General features: G+C 39.0%; 16 protein-coding genes. 5 read left to right on the top strand and 11 right to left on the bottom strand.

Annotated features, from left to right (window positions below):
* Positions 1 to 3: 3 nt before the first annotated feature.
* Positions 4 to 1,623: a DUF1800 domain-containing protein gene (locus tag TEGAF0_RS11690; RefSeq protein ID WP_264898446.1), complete on the bottom strand. Its 1,620-nt coding sequence runs from the start codon at positions 1,621 to 1,623 to the stop codon at positions 4 to 6.
* Positions 1,624 to 1,716: 93 nt separating this feature from the next.
* Here TEGAF0_RS11690 and TEGAF0_RS11685 point away from each other — a divergent pair, with 93 nt between their 5' ends.
* The 4 genes from TEGAF0_RS11685 to uvrC all read left to right on the top strand — a co-directional run bounded on the left by TEGAF0_RS11685 (position 1,717) and on the right by uvrC (position 6,213).
* Positions 1,717 to 2,295: an RNA polymerase sigma factor gene (locus TEGAF0_RS11685; RefSeq protein ID WP_264898444.1), complete on the top strand. Its 579-nt coding sequence runs from the start codon at positions 1,717 to 1,719 to the stop codon at positions 2,293 to 2,295.
* Between the two features lie 10 nt (positions 2,296 to 2,305).
* On the top strand, positions 2,306 to 3,730 hold the full coding sequence (locus TEGAF0_RS11680; RefSeq protein ID WP_264898442.1) for an outer membrane beta-barrel protein: 1,425 nt from the start codon (positions 2,306 to 2,308) through the stop codon (positions 3,728 to 3,730).
* 145 nt (positions 3,731 to 3,875) lie between these two features.
* Positions 3,876 to 4,403: a hypothetical protein gene (locus TEGAF0_RS11675; protein ID WP_264898441.1), complete on the top strand. Its 528-nt coding sequence runs from the start codon at positions 3,876 to 3,878 to the stop codon at positions 4,401 to 4,403.
* Between the two features lies 1 nt (position 4,404).
* Positions 4,405 to 6,213 (top strand): excinuclease ABC subunit UvrC, encoded by a 1,809-nt coding sequence (gene uvrC / locus TEGAF0_RS11670; protein ID WP_264898439.1) that lies wholly within the window; start codon positions 4,405 to 4,407, stop codon positions 6,211 to 6,213.
* Positions 6,214 to 6,477: 264 nt separating this feature from the next.
* Here uvrC and porN read toward each other — a convergent pair whose 3' ends face one another.
* The 6 genes from porN to TEGAF0_RS11640 all read right to left on the bottom strand — a co-directional run bounded on the left by porN (position 6,478) and on the right by TEGAF0_RS11640 (position 13,425).
* The gene (gene porN / locus TEGAF0_RS11665) at positions 6,478 to 7,602 is read right to left on the bottom strand and encodes a type IX secretion system ring subunit PorN/GldN (protein WP_264898437.1); all 1,125 of its coding nucleotides are present in this window, start codon (positions 7,600 to 7,602) and stop codon (positions 6,478 to 6,480) included.
* Between the two features lie 8 nt (positions 7,603 to 7,610).
* Positions 7,611 to 9,152: a type IX secretion system motor protein PorM/GldM gene (gene porM, locus TEGAF0_RS11660; protein ID WP_264898435.1), complete on the bottom strand. Its 1,542-nt coding sequence runs from the start codon at positions 9,150 to 9,152 to the stop codon at positions 7,611 to 7,613.
* Between the two features lie 49 nt (positions 9,153 to 9,201).
* Positions 9,202 to 9,945: a type IX secretion system motor protein PorL/GldL gene (gene porL, locus TEGAF0_RS11655; RefSeq protein WP_264898433.1), complete on the bottom strand. Its 744-nt coding sequence runs from the start codon at positions 9,943 to 9,945 to the stop codon at positions 9,202 to 9,204.
* A gap of 23 nt (positions 9,946 to 9,968) precedes the next feature.
* Complete coding sequence (gene porK, locus TEGAF0_RS11650) at positions 9,969 to 11,258, bottom strand: T9SS ring complex lipoprotein PorK/GldK (protein ID WP_264898431.1); 1,290 nt, start codon at positions 11,256 to 11,258, stop codon at positions 9,969 to 9,971.
* 269 nt (positions 11,259 to 11,527) lie between these two features.
* Positions 11,528 to 12,469 carry a uroporphyrinogen-III synthase gene (locus TEGAF0_RS11645; protein WP_264898429.1) on the bottom strand — a complete coding sequence of 314 codons (942 nt, stop codon included), beginning with the start codon at positions 12,467 to 12,469 and terminating at the stop codon, positions 11,528 to 11,530.
* A gap of 32 nt (positions 12,470 to 12,501) precedes the next feature.
* The gene (locus TEGAF0_RS11640) at positions 12,502 to 13,425 is read right to left on the bottom strand and encodes a DUF4271 domain-containing protein (protein WP_264898427.1); all 924 of its coding nucleotides are present in this window, start codon (positions 13,423 to 13,425) and stop codon (positions 12,502 to 12,504) included.
* A gap of 101 nt (positions 13,426 to 13,526) precedes the next feature.
* Here TEGAF0_RS11640 and hemW point away from each other — a divergent pair, with 101 nt between their 5' ends.
* Positions 13,527 to 14,651, top strand: a complete 1,125-nt coding sequence (gene hemW / locus TEGAF0_RS11635; RefSeq protein WP_264898425.1) for a radical SAM family heme chaperone HemW — start codon at positions 13,527 to 13,529, stop codon at positions 14,649 to 14,651.
* On the opposite strand, the gene TEGAF0_RS11630 is transcribed toward hemW, so the two are convergent.
* From TEGAF0_RS11630 to TEGAF0_RS11615, 4 genes are all read right to left on the bottom strand, one after another.
* On the bottom strand, positions 14,648 to 15,019 hold the full coding sequence (locus TEGAF0_RS11630) for a helix-turn-helix domain-containing protein (RefSeq protein ID WP_264898423.1): 372 nt from the start codon (positions 15,017 to 15,019) through the stop codon (positions 14,648 to 14,650). The genes hemW and TEGAF0_RS11630 overlap by 4 nt on opposite strands.
* Positions 15,020 to 15,092: 73 nt before the next feature.
* Positions 15,093 to 16,088, bottom strand: a complete 996-nt coding sequence (locus tag TEGAF0_RS11625; protein ID WP_264898421.1) for an NAD(P)H-dependent glycerol-3-phosphate dehydrogenase — start codon at positions 16,086 to 16,088, stop codon at positions 15,093 to 15,095.
* 90 nt (positions 16,089 to 16,178) lie between these two features.
* Positions 16,179 to 17,558, bottom strand: a complete 1,380-nt coding sequence (locus TEGAF0_RS11620) for an efflux RND transporter periplasmic adaptor subunit (protein WP_264898419.1) — start codon at positions 17,556 to 17,558, stop codon at positions 16,179 to 16,181.
* 10 nt (positions 17,559 to 17,568) lie between these two features.
* Positions 17,569 to 19,029, bottom strand: a complete 1,461-nt coding sequence (locus TEGAF0_RS11615; RefSeq protein WP_264898418.1) for a TolC family protein — start codon at positions 19,027 to 19,029, stop codon at positions 17,569 to 17,571.
* Position 19,030 lies beyond the last annotated feature (1 nt).

The raw sequence follows: 19,030 nt of genomic DNA, 5'->3' as shown, positions 1-19,030 counted from the left end.
GTTTTAGGCCAGTTGGTATTCTGCCAGGTTCAGTAAATATTTGAGCAAGTCCCTGATTTTGTTTCTTACCGTTGTGGTATTAGCAGTATTACCTGGATTGCTGATGTATAAATTCCAGGCATCTGTCCAGTAATGATCACTGGTTTGTCCACTTAATAATATATCTTGTTTAAGTTGTGTCTTTGAAGCACCTGATAAATCTATCCGGTACAAATAACTGGTCAATTGATTGATTAGTGCATTCGGATCTGCGGGCGTGTTGAGTTGTTGAACCAGTGCCAATCCATCTACCTGAATTCTTTTACCACCAAAACTATAACCCGTTACAATCATGGTATCAGTAAATTGATTACGCTTAGGCAAAGTATCACTGTTGATCCAGATTTGATAAAACTGTGGCTCCTGGTAATAGGCTTTCCATCCACTCACATCTGGTGGATCTCCAATGTTTTGTTGCATATTACTTACCCAGGTTACCATATAATTCCAGTGTGCATAGTTAGTAATATAATCACTGGCTGGCGGAAACGCCATGGGAAACTCTCTGCACATTCCCACTACTAAATCTACCGGGCTCTTGATCTGACATCCTCTAGACAATACATCAAAAAAATGTTCACTTTGCAAGAGTGCCTGCAACACAGGCTTTATTTCATAATTATTAGTTCTGAAAATATTGGCCAGCGGAGTAATGATATTGGTTTCCACCGATGCATCTATATCATAGTAAAGAAACCATCGATAAATTCTGCGACAAACATATTTAGCTACTTCCTGCACATTAAAAATCATCGTCAGCAACTCATCCAGTTCTATATCACCAGCGGTAGCACCCGTTCTTCCTGCAATCACCGTATTATTATAAAAAGATGAAAAGGCTTTGGGATTGGTATCGTGCCTGGTTGAATCAAAGTACGCAGTCATGGTGGTATTATTATTCCTCCACCCTGTTAATACTCTTGCTGCTGCTTTTACATCAGCTTCTGTATACAAGGAATCAGGTCCTTTACCACAGCAAAATAATTCCTGTAACTCTCTTCCATAGTTTTCATCTGGTGCTGTTCTAGTATTCAACTGACCATTTAGATAGACCAGCATGGCTGAGTCAACTGTAACAGCCCGGGTTAGTGTTTTAAAATTTCCCAATGCATTTGACCGCAACAATTGATGATGTCTATATACATATTGTGCATTGCTTACATCATTGGTTTCTGTGGCAAAATGATTGTGCCAGAATAAGGTCATTTTTTCTAACACAGAACGGTCCTGATTAATCATTAACCCCATCCACCATTTTTTAAATGAAGCGCGTCGCTGACTTTGTACCGTACCATCGTTGTTTAAATCGCCCACCCAAGTGGAGCCAACAGCTATGGCCGTATCGGGTGTAGTTGCTGTTGTAGAAGTGGTATATTCTTTTATGGGGGGCGGGGGGATTACAGCCGCCGGATTCAATAACTCGCTGAGCACCACAGGAAGCGCTTTTCCTGCAAAATAATCCAGATCGGATTTACTGGCTCCAAACAGGGTTCGCTTCAATAAATGCTGTAATTCCGTCTGAGTGAATGGTCCCGTATAGGGATTCAAACCAGTTAGTGGGGGTGGGTTGTAAAGATTGTCCATACGCAGGATTGGTACTTATATGACGCTAAGTAAGCGAATTATGCAGCCTTTTAACATTAAAAATGTCTTATATTTAGGGAAATAAATCCCTCAATGACAGAGCAATCTATTCTTGCAGGCTGTTTAAACAATGACCCCTCTGCACAAAGAGAACTGTACAATCGCTACAGTCCCAAGATGCTGAGCGTGTGTTATCGTTTTGCCAACAGCCGGGAAGATGCAGAAGATATGCTGCAAGAGGGATTCATTAAGGTCTTTACACAAATGCATACGTTCCAAAATAAAGGAGCATTTGAAGGATGGATCAGAAGGATCATTGTTCATACCTGTATTAACTTTTTAAAGAAAAATAAAAAGTTCAGCAACAGCATTGATCTAGATCAGGCAGACTATCTGGAAGTGAGAGAGGAAACGATGCCATCTGTAATGCAAGCCCGACAGATCATTGAATGTATTAGACTCCTGCCACTTGGATATAGAACGGTTTTGAATCTATATGCAATGGAAGGATATAGTCATAAAGAGATAGCTGACATGTTAGACATTGAAGAGAGCACAAGCAGGAGTCAGTATACCCGTGCAAAGTCTATGCTGGAAGCTATTTTGATTAAGAAAAGAATTATTGAGCAGCCAAGAGAGAAATTCTCATGGGCAGCTGCTTTTAAGCAGTAGCTATTAGGATATGGATCGTAAGTACAACCAAGACAACGCATTTGAGCAATTCCTGCGGGAAGAGCTACAGGACCATCGCATGTATCCTGCGGATAATGTATGGAAGAAGATCCGTACAGATATTCATGGAAATCCTGCCTGGCCTGCGTTAACTGTTATTTCCTTACTGATCATAGTTGGACTTACTGTTTCTACCCTGTTAATAACCCCAACCGCCCGCCAATTTAATTTTGATACGAGCAATCTGAATAAGATTGAAAAACAAATGGTTGAGCAAAGGATGCATGCGCCATCTCCTAAGGAAGCGTATTATCATGCAATTGAGCCACAGCATTTAACCCAGCATGCTATTAAACAATCAATGGCTACAGAAGCCAGGGATGCCACAGCAAATGCTGCTATACCAACCATTGAAACCGGGATTAAAAATGAATGGCAGATGGCTGGTGTAAATATGAAGAATACCATTACAGCCCAGCAATTAATTCCAGTTGTTAAGGAAGAAAATACACCAGCTGTTGTTGCTGAAAAAACAGATTTGGAAACAGTTGCAGAAAAAGCATGGTCTGGAAATATCACTAAGATTGCATTAGCTGCTGCACCGGAAAAAACGCCTTTACATATTAATTTATCTGATGAGAAATTAATACCGGCTGTAAATCGCTCTTTGCAGTTTCCGATAACCAATAAAAGAATCGGATTCCAGTTTTACATCACACCTTCTACCAGCTATCGTTCTTTATCAGATGCAGAAGTAAAAGAAATTGTTCAGCCAAATAACAATGCCATATCCCCAGCTCAGAATCTTCCACTGGCTTTAAGTTACACTGCTGGTGTAAATGAAGTTGTAAGACATAGGCCTGCCATGGGATTGGAAGTAGGACTGGCAGCATTATACAACATCAATACCCGTCTTAAATTCAAAGCAGGAGTACAATTAAATATTCGCCAATACCATATTGAAACTTTCAGAAGTGCAAATGGCATAGCTACTATTTCTTTACTGAATAATGGCAGCATTGAAAATCTGAACATGTTCTCCAGCTACAACAATACTGTAGGCTACAAACAAGAGCAATTAAACAACAAAAGCTATCAGGTAGCTGTGCCTTTGGGCGTACAATGGGATATATTCAAAGGCAAACAATTTGGCATCAGCGCAGAAGCAACTGTACAGCCAACTTATTCCTTTAACTCCAGCGTATTTTTATTGTCAACTGATTACAAGAACTACACCGACGGGAATGATTTCGTAAGAAGATGGAATGTAAATACCAGTGCCGGTATACATATCAACTTTAAATCCGGATCTAACCAATGGCAGCTGGGTCCTCAAATCAGGTACCAGCATTTACCTACTTACACCAACAGATATCCAATAAAAGAATACTTAATGGATTATGGTATTCGCCTCGCTTACACCAAACAACGATAGAGTTGCTGATTTTGGGTAGCTTTACAGCATGAATTTTCGATTCGAATTCTCGCGGCTATTTTCTATACAAAAGTTCGTACTTCGGCTAGGGCTATTTTTTCTTTTAAGTTTATTATTTGCTTGCCAATCTAACCAAAAGACAAAGTTGGTTACTGATATTGCAATTGCAGATACAGCTAAGTTCTATCCCATTGAAAAATTTATTCAGGATGAAATACAATATGTAGACCTCAGGGATTTTAATATAACTGAGACTAAATTGAATGAATCCGGAGATACTGCATTTGCAAAGGAAGACCATACTTCCAGTCAGCTAACCAAGGATGAATTTATATCTGCAGCCAGAGAAATAAAAAATGCGGCTGTATGGTTTTCAAAAAATAAGTACTTGTATAAAGAGACTGTTTTCCAGGATTTGGGCACGGAAAGCTATACCATCAACTATCAATCTGACGAAGCAGATATAAAAAACATTGATTTGCTTTTGAATGAACAAACCAATCTTCCCAAAAGATTGTTCATTAGAGAAATAACAAGAGAAGAGGGAAATACCATGACTGTTCAGTACAGTTGGATAGCGGGAAAACAGTTTACTATTTCTAAGTCTATGAAAAATGGAAAGACGCTAATTTGGCAAAGCAGTAAAACCATTGAGTGGAATAACAAGCCTTAAAATGACCCAGGAGGAATTTCAGAAAATAGCACATACGATACCACAAGACCCTGGGGTATATAAATACTTTGATAGGGATCATGAATTAATCTATGTTGGCAAAGCAAAAAGTTTACGTAAAAGAGTAAGTTCTTATTTCAGTAAATCCTTTGTAGGTTACAAAACACATGAATTGGTTAAAAGAATACACAGCATTGAATTCACAATTGTAGGTTCTGAACAGGATGCTTTTTTACTGGAAAATGCACTGATTAAAGAATACAAACCCAAATATAACATTGAGCTTAAGGATGATAAAACCTATCCTTTCATTGTAGTAAAAAGAGAACCCTTTCCTCGTATTTTTTTAACGAGAAGAAAAATCAATGACGGCTCAGAATATATTGGCCCATTTACTTCGGCCGGAAAAGTCAGAGAATTGATAGAGTTTGTAAAACAGTATATTCCTTTGCGATCTTGCAAGCTCAATTTGAGTAAAGAAAATATTGCAGCAGGAAAATTTAAAGTCTGCCTGGAATACCATTTAGGAAATTGCAAAGGGCCATGCGAAGGACTACAAAGCCTAGAAGATTATCAGAATGGAATATTGCAGATGAGAAATATTTTAAAGGGTAATTTAGGATCCGTCATTTCGCAATTCAAAGATGAAATGCAGCAATATGCAATGAATCTGGAATTTGAGAAGGCAGAAATGATTCGTAAAAAAATTGAGCATCTTGAAAATTATCAGTCTTCTTCCGTTGTTGTAAGCAAGCATTTAACCAACTTAGATGTGTTCAGTATTGCTAAAGAAGACAATAAAGCTTATGTGAATTACCTAATGGTTCAAAATGGTACCATAGTTCAGACGCACTCTGTGCCTATTGAAACCAAACTAGAAGAAACAGAAGAGGAAGTAATGGTTTGGGTAGTTGGTGAATTAAGAAATACTTTTAATAGTATGGCGAAAGAAATCATTGTTCCTTTCCCTATTGAATATCCTGACCCCTCACTAATTATTACTGTTCCCAAAGCAGGTGACAAAAGAAAACTACTGGAGCTATCTTTAAAAAATATTGCCTACTATCAAGCCGAACTACGTAAGAAGAAAATTCTCCATTTAGAAGGAAAGACAGATCAGGAACAGAAAAAAGTCTTGTATGAATTACAGCAATATTTACAATTGAGCGAAGCCCCCTTGCATATTGAATGTTTTGACAATTCAAATTTTCAGGGAGCATATCCGGTAAGTGCCATGGTTTGTTTTAAAAATGGGGTACCATCAAAAAATGACTATCGACGTTTTAATGTAAAGACTGTTGAAGGGATCAATGATTTTGCCACTATGAATGAAGTGGTTAACAGGCGATACAAGAGACTCAAAGAGTCCGGAGAGCCATTTCCTCAACTGGTCATTATAGACGGTGGAAAGGGCCAGCTAGGGGCGGCAATGGATGCATTTCGTTCTTTGGATTTAATTGGCACAACAACTGTTGTAGGGTTAGCTAAAAATGAAGAAGAAATCTTTTTCCCCGGAGACAAAGCTTCTATTAAACTACCCTGGGATAGTGATGCACTAAAACTGGTTCGTCGTATCAGAGATGAAGTGCACCGATTCGGTATTACATTTCATAGAAACCAACGTTCTAAAGGAACTTTTAAAAATGAATTGGAACAAATTCCAGGTATTGGCAAAGCAACCATAGAAGAACTACTTAGAACATTCAAATCGGTAAAGAATATAAAACTTCAGAGCGAACAAGCTTTATCTACAATTATAGGTGCTAGTAGAGCAGCAATTCTAACGAAATATTTTAAGGAGAAGATGTAGGCCATTAATTCTTATGAAAATCAATTAATATGGTTTTTGGAGATTCATAATGGCATAAAAAAAGGGCCAGGATAGAAATCCAGCCCCGTTTTTAAAATCCAATATCCTATGAAAAACCGAAGTGAAATTACAGTTTCCCACAGAAAATATAAAAAAAACTTTATTCAACAAATGTGAATAAGCAATTCTACCCCCACCATACATAAAAATGGGGGCTTGAAGCCCCCAAATTGATAGAAATTATTTACAGAAGATGTTTCTGACTTAGTAAGCCCATAGATCCTGCTCATAATTCATGATTTTGGTTTTGATATTCTCGCCTTCCAATAATCTGAATAAAGGGTCTTTAATAAGGGCATTTAAGGATTTGTCGCCCGGGTTGTTAATGGTACTTTTAATAATATAGCTGCTGAAGAAACGACTTTCGAACAATTCTTCCCATGTCATTCTTGCTGCAATATTTTTTGGATTGTACACGTCAAATTTGGTCAGAGAAGCTCTGATATCAGGATAATATACCCAGAACAAAACTCTTGGCATTGATTTTCCGGCAACCACTTGTTTAGCTATTGGAGCAATTCCCAGAATTCTGGTAAACATGCGGCTTGCTTCTTTGTCAAATACTACTTGCTCTTTTATTCTGAAAGTATAAACACTATCAGGACTGAACTTAGGCTTTTTGGTAATTACTTTTTCAACAGTGCCAGTAGCTGGGTCTGTTACATCAACTGTATCCAAGGCACCTTCTACCATGGCTAATACCTGTGAAGTAGTGAGTGGCTTGGTAAAGCGATCGTTATCAGAAGAGAAAGCGACAACGCTATCGTTTTTAATAGCGCTTAACAATAGAGAGAAGAAACGCATGTCTCCATTATCATCCTGTCCGGGATACATGAAAGACTGATTCATTTTTTCTCTGCCATCAATCTCTCTCCAGATAAAGTGACTGAATACCGCATCATCTTCCCGAAGATCTTCGTATTCCAGGGGCTTACGGTCTCTTACCTGTGTTCTCAGCATTGCATAATTGTTTCTTAAAGAAACTTCAGGCTTGGCATTGAACCCACCTTGTACGGTTGTATCATAACTGATGGTTACAGGTGCTGAAGGATTATTGGTGGTAGGCGCTACAGTTGTATTGCCTGTACCAAGTGCCGTGTTGTTGCTGTTTCTGTAACGGGATGTTCCGCTTATATTATTGCTGGGCGTAATAGTAGTATCCGCTGCAGGATTCACCTGTGCACCTTGATTCTTAGCTGCTGCAGCCTTATTGGTTGTAGTAGCCGGTTTTTTGGGGGCAGGTTTCTTATACTTCGATTGAGCCATGGCACCAGTAGAGGCAACCATTACCAATCCCAATAAACAACCTGTATATACCATCTTTTTCATACACACACTTATTGTAAGGTAAATGAAATATTTTGATCTAATAAGCGAGTACCGCCTGGTCCGCTCACTTTAATTTCGTCAATTACTACAGTAGATCCCGCCTGACATCTGTTCAATAAGGCTTTGGCTTCTGCATTAAAATAAGCACCGGAAACCTCTGCAATACCAAATCCACTCTCTTCAAATCCGCGGCCAGTGCAAATAAGGGTAAAAGAAACTACTTCATATTTTACTCCTTCAAATACAAAGTCTTTCAAATCTGCTACTACTCCTTTTTGCACTCTAAAATTATTGGCACCAATAGGTCCACCAGCTTTACCACCAACGGTTGCCAAAGGATTGGGAACACGCTTGATGGGTATCACAATGCGCTGACTGTTTTTTCCGTCGGTTGCAACAACAGTAGCAGAACCTAAATTAGTGGCAGTAACAATATATTGACCGGGACCGGCTTTGCGATAGCTGATGCCCGCTCCTTCCACACTAACGTTTACTTTTTCGTCTCCACTTCCACCGGTAACACTCAAAGGATTTTCTAATCCCTGATAAAATACTCTTGTCTTATCTGTTGATACAACTAATCCTGAAGGAACCCCTACCGTGTATTTAATTTCTTTGGTAACCGAGGCTGTTGTTCCGTCTGGCTTCACAAATGAGATAGTTACATTCTTTGACCCGCTTGCATTGGGTCTGAACTTATATTCAAATGAACCGTCTGGAGTGGGAGTCGCTGTTGCTCCGTCTACTGAAACCTTGGGTTGAGATGCACTGTTGAACGCTCCTACTCCTGCATTAATTACAATTTCTTCACCAGGCATTACATAACTGGCATTGGCATTAGCAATTGCCTGGAACTGATCATACACTAGTTCAACTTCACCAATTTCTTTATGGCAATATTCAACCGCTTGAGATTCGCTATTTTTAATGTCGTTCTGAAACTTGCTCAACATCGTAATGGCAGCCACTGTAGGGGTCATATGAAAGAATGTATATGCCCACTCTTCTTTGTCTTTTTCTGACTTAACTTCTGGAAGACTCAAAGGAAGATTCGCTCCAATAGCTGCTTTCAAGTCAGGATCAATTGTCAATAACTGATCTTTAAAATTCTTTAACTTATCAAACAACTCTTTGCCTTTACCCTTACCAGTTGGAGGTGCAGAAATGAACAAACGGGTAGCAGCGTCTAAGTCGTCTTCTTTAAAATCTTCTTTTCCTTCAACTAGTTTTAATCCAGCTTCTTTCTTCAACTCTTGCTTAAGCGCCTCAATGTAATTGTACACTTCGTCAGAAATGGCTTTTGCTTTCTGTGCTTTGGGCAACCAGATTTCGGCTTTCTCTCTGGTGGTAGGATCTTCAATTTTTTTCTGGAATGATTTAAATATATCCGAATTCTTTTTTTCCGCAACGCCAGTAGCCGTCATAAGGCTTTTGTCAACGGTTTTAAAAGCATTCAATATTTCGGAAGAAACGTTCAAAGCAAGCAAAGCGGTTAACACGAGATACATCATGTTAATCATCTTCTGCCGCGGTTCCTTGGGTAATGACATACTATTTTTATTTATCTAAAGCGTTGTTCAATTATTTCTTTTGCGCTAATTATCTGCCTTGCATTGCAGTTAGCATATTGCCATATATCTGATTCAATTTGCTCAGGTTGGTAGCCAATGCTGCAATTTGTTCTTTAGCTCTCTGTGCATCTTCGGCAGTGCTGTTCATTGCTTCTGAAGCGGCAGACAATTTACCGTAGAACTGATTCAACGCTTTTAAATGATTATTGCTTTCCTGTAATTCCAATTCGTAGATTGTGTTTAAAGAGGCAAGATTCTTGGTTAATCCCTGAACCTGCACATGAAACTGTTTGTTGCTCTCAGCAGCAGCCTCAAAACTGGATAAGGAATGAACGGCACCATTCACTGCTGTAGCTACAGATCCTAATGCAGTAGCAGCAGCTTTTGAATTGGCACTGAAATCACCTGTAGACTTTACTACATCGCTGATTTCACCCATTTTTTCTACGGTTGTTCCCAACTTCTTAAAGCCTTCGCTTAATTTTCCCAAATTAGCGGGAGTAATATCCGCTTCTGCTAACATTTTTTCCATGCTCTTTAGCGCAGGGTTACCAGCGTCTGCAACTACTGTAGGTGCCCCCATATCCGGAGGTGGTAAAATGGCATAAATAATGAAAATCAATGCCTCAGTTGTCAAACCGATTTTTAGTGCCCAATCGGCCCAAGAAAGGTGAAGAATTTTTGCCATTGCACCAAAAATCACCACGGCAGCACCAAGAGAAACAACAACGTTTACCGCGCGATTAACTGTAGGAGAAACACCTGAAGCCATAATTGTATTTTTTGTAGTTTATTTTATTTTTTCATTTTAGGAGCCAAGTCAATTACACAACGGAAACCGATATAAGATTTTGCTGTGTCCTGGTATTCATAGTTACGTGTACTAACCTGAATCTGGTACTGAGTATCTTTCCAGGAACCACCTCTGATTACTTTGCGTTTTTCACGAGGACGATCTGAATCTTTTGCGTCGTAACGAACATCAGGACTCATATCAGACAAGAAGTTGTAAGAACCTTCATAGAAATAAGAACCCGTCCATTCAGCAACGTTACCACTCATATTGTATAAGCCATAATCATTCGGCCAGTAGGCATCTGCTTTAACTGTATAAAAACCTCCGTCTTCTGCATAATTTCCTCTGCCTGGCTTAAAGTTGGCTAACAGACAACCTTTTTTATTACGGGTGTAGTAGTTACCCCAAGGGAACATAGAATTGGTTCTGCCTCCTCTGGCAGCATATTCCCATTCTGCTTCAGAAGGCAAACGGTAGTCTCCGTCATATGCTAAATTCTTCTTAGCAAGGAAAGCATTTTGGTAATGTGTTCTCCAGCTACAGAAAGCCATCGCCTGTTTCCAGGTAACGCCAACCACCGGATAGTTTCCAAAAGATGGGTGAGAGAAATAACGCTTGGTCATGGGCTCATTGTAAGAATAAGAGAAGTCTCTCATCCATACCAAAGTATCTGGATATACTTTCTGGTTTCTTTTTACAATAAAATTCTTTCTAGGCTGACCTGCATTTTCTCTTTTTGCTGCTTCAGCCAGGTCAAAATATTCAACTCTGTATATCAATTTGTCAGGATCAATTTCCGGCTTCCCATACAATCTATTATCCGGAGCAAGATTCAGTTCATTCAGTTGTTCAACTGTTTTTCTGTCCCACTTAATGGTTTTCACCTTTGCCCAATCTACCGCCATGGTATCATCTTCTTTGTTAATACCCTGGCCAAATAAGATTTTGAATGATAAAGAGTCACGAACCCAGTTTACAAACTGACGATATTGATCGTTTGTAATTTCTGTGGCATCCATCCAGAATCCCGGAATGGAGACCTGTCTGTTTCGGGTAGTATATTGGTAGCTGATATCTTCATCGCTTGGGCCCATATGAAATGTACCAGGCTGGATATACACCATATTTCTTGGTGCATTCATATTTTGCTTGGCCGTAGGAGCCACACCGTGAAGTTGGCCATCGTCTGGCAAGCCTTTTCCTCCCTTCTTTCCCTTGTTAAAAAGGTTACAGGAAGTGACCGTTAACGCACATATCGCCGTTACAACCAAATAAAAATGTCTATTCATGACCACAATTGATTTTGACAGGAGCAAATATATTGTTTCAAATGACTGAGTACCATTAAAATGTACTGTATCAGTTGGTTTTTAAGTAAATTTTACAATCAATAATAACTAATTAAGTTCAACTAAATAGGTTTTGTTCATAGGGCCTGTCAATGGCAAATTACTTATAAAGTTGTTACATAATTGCTAAAGATAATTTAGAACGAAAAAAAAGGCTAAATGTTGCCTGACTAACCAATAAAAAACCCCTCTTACGAGGGGTTAACTATTTATTTCTTCACAGATTTCAGTGGCGATTTAACCACACTCTTTTTTGCTGTAGGTTTGGCTACTTTATCAGCGGGCTTGTCAATAGCTTTACCTGCTGGTCTTGCAGCGGATTTAACAGAGGTTTTTCCGGACACTTTCGGTGCTGTTTTTTCAGCAGGCGGGTTTGCTAAAAACAAGTCAAGAGCCGCAACCATACTTGGTCTTTGCGGACTAGGAACCTGAATCTGCAATTCAAACCCAGCATCAATCACAGCTTTAGAAGTGTTATTACCAAAAGCAGTTAAAATGGTTCCGTTTTGTTTGAAGTCTGGAAAATTATCCAATAAGCTTTTTACGCCACTGGGGGTAAACAAGCAAATCATATCGTAGTCGTTCTTCTGCAGTACTGGTTTGATATCGTTACTGATGCTTCTGTACATATATGCCAGCTGAAAATCGCAGTGATTGTTTTTTAACCAACCGCAAATTTCATTATCCTGCTGGTTCTCGCTACATACATATAAAAATTTTTCGGCTTCCTTGTGCTTATTAATTACATCAAGCATGCTTTTGTTGGTACCATCGGCACCATAAAAAACTTTCCGCTTTCTGTACAGGATGAATTTTTGCAAATACAAGGCAACTGCTTCTGTAATGCAGAAATACTTTGTATCCTGTGCAATGCTCAACTTCATCTCTTCAGACATTCTGAAAAAATGATCAATGGCATTTCGGCTAGTGAAAATGATAGCAGTGTATTGCTGCACATCTATTTTTTGTTTCCTGAATTCTCTGGCAGGAATACCTTCCAGAACAATAAAGGGATGAAATACCAGTTCAACATTGTATTTGCGCTCCAAATCGAAGTAAGGAGAACGCTCACTCTCCGGTTTTGGTTGCGAAATCAGAATCTTCCTGGCTGGTTTAGAATTTGCCCCTTGCTTAGCCCCGTTTTTGCTCATTGCTTGCTCTTGTGTTTTGCAAATGTAAAATATCAGCCTAAATTTTCAACCAACAGCTTATAAATCAAGGCCATTGGCAAAATTTCTACTGCGCAAAGGTAAAGGAAAAAATGAAAAGGATTGACTTGCAACTCAGACCTAAGTAAGCCAAATGAGACAATATATCGGTAAAAAAATAACAATGTTACAACACCGAATGAAATCGTGAGGGCAACAATTGCAATGGGTGCTTCCGCAAAAGCCATGATTACCGTCAGGGGAAGTAAAACCACGCCCATAATCCGGTTTACCACGGCCACAAGGAATAAATAGGAAGAGGCAGACTGACTATTGTTGAATACCCATCCTGCAAAAGACACAAATAAATATTTGCCCAGATAAATAATGGCTAATACTGCGGTTGCATATGCATATAGTTTCCAATATGGCATATCTACCCACTGGTATTGCTGAATCATTAATGTGATAAATAAGCCTGCAGACAGTAGAAAAAACAAATTGATGAGCAAAGAAGCTTGCCCATCCTGCTCCAGTTGATCTTTTGTTTGTTTTTGTCTTAATGAGGTCTGAAAAAACAATCGGAAGAGGTTTTGAAAATACTTTGGAAATACATTTTTAATAAAGCCTAGAATAAACACAAGAAAGATGACCGTATAAAACAATGCGTCTTTAGTCTGTTTATCCTTGTAATCTACCAACATAAATAAAGGTGGTTGATTCAATGGCAGATATGGATTTTGTGCAATGCTTTTGTAAGTGCTGGTATCAATCAATTGAACTGGCTTTTCAAATGCCATCTGCTCCCGATTAATACTGTCTGCAGCCAGGCTATCAGCAATGGATGCACTGTCCAAAGGAATCCGCAAAGTGTCTGGCAAAATTTCAGCAGGTTGTTGAATGCGGCGGTTTGAATCCTGCTGCGCAGCCATCCACTGCATGCAAAAAAAACAGATCATTATCAGAAATAAACGATTGCGCATCCGTACAAAAATATTGATTGCAGTTTATTAAACGTTCAGGTTGACAGAACAATGCTAATTTTAATTTTTAAATACTCATGGCAGGCATCTATCTACATATTCCATTCTGCAAAAAAGCATGCAATTACTGCAACTTTCATTTTTCTACCAATCAGCAGAAAATGGATGATTTGGTGAATGCATTGGTACAAGAAATAACAATACAACAACACTACCTTACTGATACGGTTGAAACCATTTATTTTGGAGGTGGTACACCATCATTATTGAAACCAGCACATTTAACCTTATTACTGGAAACAATTCACCAGTTTTTTACAGTAAAAGCCGATGCTGAAATTACCCTAGAGGCCAATCCAGATGATATAGAACCCACCGTTTTAAAAACATGGATAACTGCACGAATCAACCGACTAAGTATCGGCATTCAATCCTTTCAGGAAGCAGATTTACAATGGATGGGAAGGGCTCACAACGCTTTACAGGCAAAGGATTGCATTCGTATGGCACAGGAGGCCGGCATTACCAATTTATCCATTGACCTGATTTATGGCGGGCCTACTTTGCCTCATGAAAACTGGGAACAGAATTTAAAAACGGCGATTGAATCAGGTGTTTCCCATTTATCCTGTTACGCACTAACGGTTGAACCCAAAACCGCTCTTGCTCTTAAAATTAATCGTCAGGAATTGCCCGAAATAGATTCTCTTCACCAATCAGAACATTTTTCCATGCTACAATCCATCACTGCAAATGCAGGTTATGAACAATATGAAATATCCAATTTTGCGTTGCCTGGAAAAAGAAGCAAACATAATTCCAGTTATTGGTCTGGCGCACATTACTTAGGAATCGGCCCCTCTGCCCATTCCTTTAATGGGTTTAGCCGACAATGGAATATCAGCAATAATTCACTCTACATTCAATCCATTCTAAAAGGGGCAGTTCCTTTTGAAATTGAGGTATTAACGCCCATTCAGCAAATTAATGAATACATCATGACTGCTTTAAGAACAGTTGAGGGTATTTCCGCTGAAACGATTGACAGAATTGCGCAACAACCCATTTTTACTGAACTGGTTAAAGACGCGCAAAAGCATATTCATCGGGGATTAATGGAATGTAACCATCATCAACTGCTAATTACCCCGGCCGGAAAATTTATGGCCGATGGCATTGCAGCCGATTTGTTCCGTGATTAATGAATATTGTCTACTGTAGTATCAATGGTTTGCAATAGGCTCATCACAATTGGATAAAAATCATGCTTCTGAGGGTGTTTAGAATTGATTTTATCAGAAATTTTGTCTAAAGACATCAACAAATTCTCCTTGTTTACACTTTCCTTCTGAATATTATTAGGGCGATGTATTTCGAAATCGTCCCTGAGTAATTCCATGATGGATACTTCCAGAATTTTGGATAAATCTTTGATATGCCTCACTGTTAACTGGGTGTATCCATTCTCAATTTTGCTGTAGGCATTCTGAGAAATTCCCATTTGTTTGGCTACAAATTCCTGTGTGTAATTCCTTTGCTCTCTTACTTTACGAATGATGGTTTCTGGCACTTTTAAACATTTAAGGGGGTTGATGATGTTATTATCTTTTTAATACATCTTTAAGCCACATTTTGTTTAAAAATTATTGTAAAAAACGCTCAATTTGTTTAAAACCTTCTTCCGCAGGCAGGTTTTCCCATAAAATAGCATGAATAGTAGAGGCAATTGGAAGAGCAGCCTGGACAGTAATATTGGTCTTGTACACACACTTGCTAGCAAAATATCCTTCAGGCAACATATTGAGTTCCAATTGGGCAGCTTTTACAGAATACCCTTTACCTAGCATATTTCCGAAAGTACGATTTCTACTATACAAAGAGTAACAGGTTACTAGCAAATCTCCCAAGTAAACAGAAGCCGTATAATTGTTGTTCTGACAGGAACCAGGGGCAATTTTTTCTAAAAACGCTCCCATTTCATGAGCACAGTTGGCAATATATACACTCAGAAAATTATCTCCGTATTCAAGACCATGAGCTATACCTGCACCTAAGGCATAAATATTCTTCATAACTGCGGCATATTGCACTCCTACCACATCTGTATTCACAACTGTATTAATATAATCCGTAGTAAAGTATTTGGCAATTTCGGCTGTCTGTAAGGCATCAATTCCGGAGAAAGTAAGATAGGATAATTTTTCAGCAGCCACTTCTTCTGCATGACAAGGACCTAATAAAGTGAAATACTGACTTAATGATATCTGAAAATGCTCTGAAAGAAATTCATGCAAGAGTTGATTCTTTGTAGGTGTGATGCCTTTAACGGCGGAAACAATTTTCTTTCCCTCCCATTTTTCGGGAGCTACCTGTAATAAAGCTTCCTCTACATAAGCTGAAGGAACAGCAACCACTACCACTTCAGATGCTTCAATCACTGCATTGATATCTGCATCCAGGTATAATTGTGCGGGATTAAAATAGGCTGAACTTAAATAATGGGGATTATGTCTGCGCTTCTTAAAATAATGAATGCTTTCTTCATTTCTGATATACCAGTGAATGGTATTACCGTTATCGGTGAGGATTTTTGCTAAAGCGGTTGCCCAGCTACCACCTCCTATAATTCCAAACTGCATATGGCTGATTTATCGCTATTAATTCAGCAAACATACAGAAAAACAAATGGACGGTCTAAGCCGTCCATTTGCATGTATTTTTAAAAAACATTAGTCTTTTTTCTTCTCTTCAAATAATTTATCCTTCTCAACCACAGTTACCAAATTGCCATCCTTTAGCATTTTGCTTACGATAGAATAAGGACCGGTAATTACTTTGTCTCCTTCTTTTAAGCCCTCTGTTACTTCAATATTATTCAGATCTTGAATGGCAGTTTTCACTTTCACTTTCTTCACTTTGTTATCCGCTTGCAACACAAATACCACTTCTTCAATTGTATCATCAGAAGTAACTGATTTCTGCTCTGTCTTTTCTACTTGAGCAACTTTACCATCAGACTTTTTCTCCTCTTTCTTTTCTTTCTGATCTTCCTTAGCATCTCTGGTTGTAACTGCATTCAAAGGAACAGACAAAACGTTGTATTTGCTTCTGGTCTGAATATCCGCACTGGCTGTCATACCTGGACGGAAAGGGAAAGAACGGCCAGGAACTACAAGGTCATTGTAGCTTTCAGGCAATAAACGGATATGTACTTTATAATTGGTAACTTCTGCAGTAGCATTTGCAGCCAAGGTATTACCTGTACTAGGGTTGGCAATTTTATACACAATACCTTTAAATTTTCTGGAGGTATATGCATCCACTTCAACAATTGCGGTATCTCCAATCTTTACTTTCGGAATATCATTTTCACCAACATCAACCCGAACTTCAAAACTGCGCATATCGGCAACACGCATCATTTCAGTACCTACGTTAAAGCTATTACCAGCTACACGCTCTCCTTTTTTAATAGCAAGTAAACTGATAACACCATCCATTGGAGAAGTAATCAAAGTTCTACCGATATCTTTATTGGCCCTGTTTAATTGTGCCTGCACACTCTGAACCCCTGCTTTAGCACTTTTAATGCCTTCCATTGCAGCATTATAATTGGCACGTGCAGTTTTTACTGCCTGATCAGCCTGCTCAAATTCCAGACGGCTGATTACTTTTTCTTCTAATAATTTTTTCTGACGATTGTATTGAATTTCGGCCTGATCTAATGTGGCTTTAATAGCCGCAGACTGAGCTGTTGTATTAGACACCTGAGCCATTTGCTGACTTACTCCTGCAGCTACCTGGTCTCTCTGAGAGTTCAGGATATCTGCATAAATTCTTGCCAGCACCTGACCACGCTTTACTGTATCGCCTTCTGCAACTGTTAATTCTACAATTTCCCCACTCACGTCAGGGCTAATTTTTACTTCAATTTCAGGATATACCTTTCCGCTGGCATTCACAGTTTCAATAATTGTTCTACGCTGAACAGCTTCCACAGTTACTTTAATGCCCTCTTCCTTTCCTATAACTCCTGCTTTCTTCAGTCCAATGATAACTCCAATCGTTACCACCAGTCCTACAATAATCCAGATTAACTTCTTACTCATAAATTTCTTTTTATAATTTGATTCCTTGGCCTTTGTAAAATTCTAAAAGTTTGATTCTAAAAATATAATCGAACTGGTTGTTCAAACGATCCAGCTTTGCTCTTAATAAATTATTCTGACTGGTAAGTAAATCCAGTGTGGTAGATAGTCCTTCTTCAAAACGTTTTTTTGCATAATCATACGCTTTCTGAGAAGCTTCCACAGATTTTTCACTGGCCAGAAAACGTTGCATGGCTGCAGTAGCATTGGTATGAGCCTGATATATATTTTGTTGTAAGGTAAGATCTGCTTGCTGTCTGTTGATTTGAGCCGATCTTAAATTCAACTTGGAACGTTCGTATCCCAAACGCGCAGACCCTGCATTAAATATGGGAATCTGAATATTAAATCCAAAATTCTGTCTGAAGTTCTGCTCAATCTGACCACCCCAACCATTCCACATCTGAAAGAAATTTCTCTTACTCGATGTCAACTGAATATCTGGTTGAAACACTTGATAATTCTGGTTATTCACCGTAACAAAATTTGTGGTTGGTTTTACACCAATAACATTTGCTCCAGTAACCGTTGTTGCGGCATTAGCGAAGTTGGAACCCATACCACCGAAAGCAGAAATAGTGGGATAGAAAGCAGATTTGGCTCTCTTGATAGAAGCTTCAGCCGACTTAATTCTAAGGTCACTTACTTTTTGTGCGGGCTGATTATTCAATGCCAGTTGATACAACATAGCAGGATCTAATTCAGCCAATGGTTGTAGTGGTATTGTATTAACTACAGGAATTTCTACATCGAATGGAACAGCCATATCCAAATTGATAGCGGCTTTCAACTGAATAACTGCCTGCTGAAAAGTAGCTTTAGCGCTTACTAGTGTACTGCTATCCCTGGCAAGCTGTGCCTCAATTTCAGCTGCACTCAGTTCTGGAAGGGTTCCTGCTTCTACCCGCTTACGGGTAAAACCAAGCTGAGAAGCAGATTGACCTAACTGCACTTCTGCAATGGCGATTTGCTGCTTGGCTGCTACTACCTGTAAATAAAAAGTAGCAATACTTAAAGAAACATCATTGGTGATTCTTTCTATATCTGTTAAAGCAGCCTGAGCGTTAAATCCGGCAATTTGTCTGTCTGCCTTTAACGCACCCCAGTTAAAAACGGTTGCGTTCACATTCAGGTTTAACTGCTGAAATAATAGCTGTGTTGTGGTAAATAAGTTGGTGGTAGGATCGATAGATCTACCAAACTGCGTACCCACATTGGTATTGGCACTGGCCGAAGGATATTGGGCCAATTTGGTTCGCTCTACCTCCAAAGCTGCCAAACGAGCCTGAACATCGGCCTGCTTTACTGATATATTGTTTTTGGCTGCGTATTCCACACAACGCTGCAGGTTCCATTTGTCTGTTGAAGGCTGGGCCATTAACTGCCCTCCCAACGTAAAACAACCGAACACGGTTAAAAGTAAATTCCTCATA

The organism is Sediminibacterium sp. TEGAF015 (assembly GCF_025997995.1).
Taxonomy (GTDB): Bacteria; Bacteroidota; Bacteroidia; order Chitinophagales; family Chitinophagaceae; genus Sediminibacterium.
Note: the sequence above shows the minus strand (reverse complement) of the source record. Positions and strands in the feature narration are given on the sequence as shown.

What these genes read in the sequence shown, in the direction of transcription:
- TEGAF0_RS11690 (WP_264898446.1), bottom strand. Translation starts at nt 1,623, where the DNA reads ATGGACAATCTTTACAACCCACCCCCACTAACTGGTTTGAATCCCTAT.
- TEGAF0_RS11685 (WP_264898444.1), top strand. Translation starts at nt 1,717, where the DNA reads ATGACAGAGCAATCTATTCTTGCAGGCTGTTTAAACAATGACCCCTCT.
- TEGAF0_RS11680 (WP_264898442.1), top strand. Translation starts at nt 2,306, where the DNA reads ATGGATCGTAAGTACAACCAAGACAACGCATTTGAGCAATTCCTGCGG.
- uvrC (WP_264898439.1), top strand. Translation starts at nt 4,405, where the DNA reads ATGACCCAGGAGGAATTTCAGAAAATAGCACATACGATACCACAAGAC.
- porN (WP_264898437.1), bottom strand. Translation starts at nt 7,602, where the DNA reads ATGAAAAAGATGGTATATACAGGTTGTTTATTGGGATTGGTAATGGTT.
- porM (WP_264898435.1), bottom strand. Translation starts at nt 9,152, where the DNA reads ATGTCATTACCCAAGGAACCGCGGCAGAAGATGATTAACATGATGTAT.
- porL (WP_264898433.1), bottom strand. Translation starts at nt 9,945, where the DNA reads ATGGCTTCAGGTGTTTCTCCTACAGTTAATCGCGCGGTAAACGTTGTT.
- porK (WP_264898431.1), bottom strand. Translation starts at nt 11,258, where the DNA reads ATGAATAGACATTTTTATTTGGTTGTAACGGCGATATGTGCGTTAACG.
- TEGAF0_RS11645 (WP_264898429.1), bottom strand. Translation starts at nt 12,469, where the DNA reads ATGAGCAAAAACGGGGCTAAGCAAGGGGCAAATTCTAAACCAGCCAGG.
- TEGAF0_RS11640 (WP_264898427.1), bottom strand. Translation starts at nt 13,425, where the DNA reads ATGATCTGTTTTTTTTGCATGCAGTGGATGGCTGCGCAGCAGGATTCA.
- hemW (WP_264898425.1), top strand. Translation starts at nt 13,527, where the DNA reads ATGGCAGGCATCTATCTACATATTCCATTCTGCAAAAAAGCATGCAAT.
- TEGAF0_RS11625 (WP_264898421.1), bottom strand. Translation starts at nt 16,088, where the DNA reads ATGCAGTTTGGAATTATAGGAGGTGGTAGCTGGGCAACCGCTTTAGCA.
- TEGAF0_RS11620 (WP_264898419.1), bottom strand. Translation starts at nt 17,558, where the DNA reads ATGAGTAAGAAGTTAATCTGGATTATTGTAGGACTGGTGGTAACGATT.
- TEGAF0_RS11615 (WP_264898418.1), bottom strand. Translation starts at nt 19,029, where the DNA reads ATGAGGAATTTACTTTTAACCGTGTTCGGTTGTTTTACGTTGGGAGGG.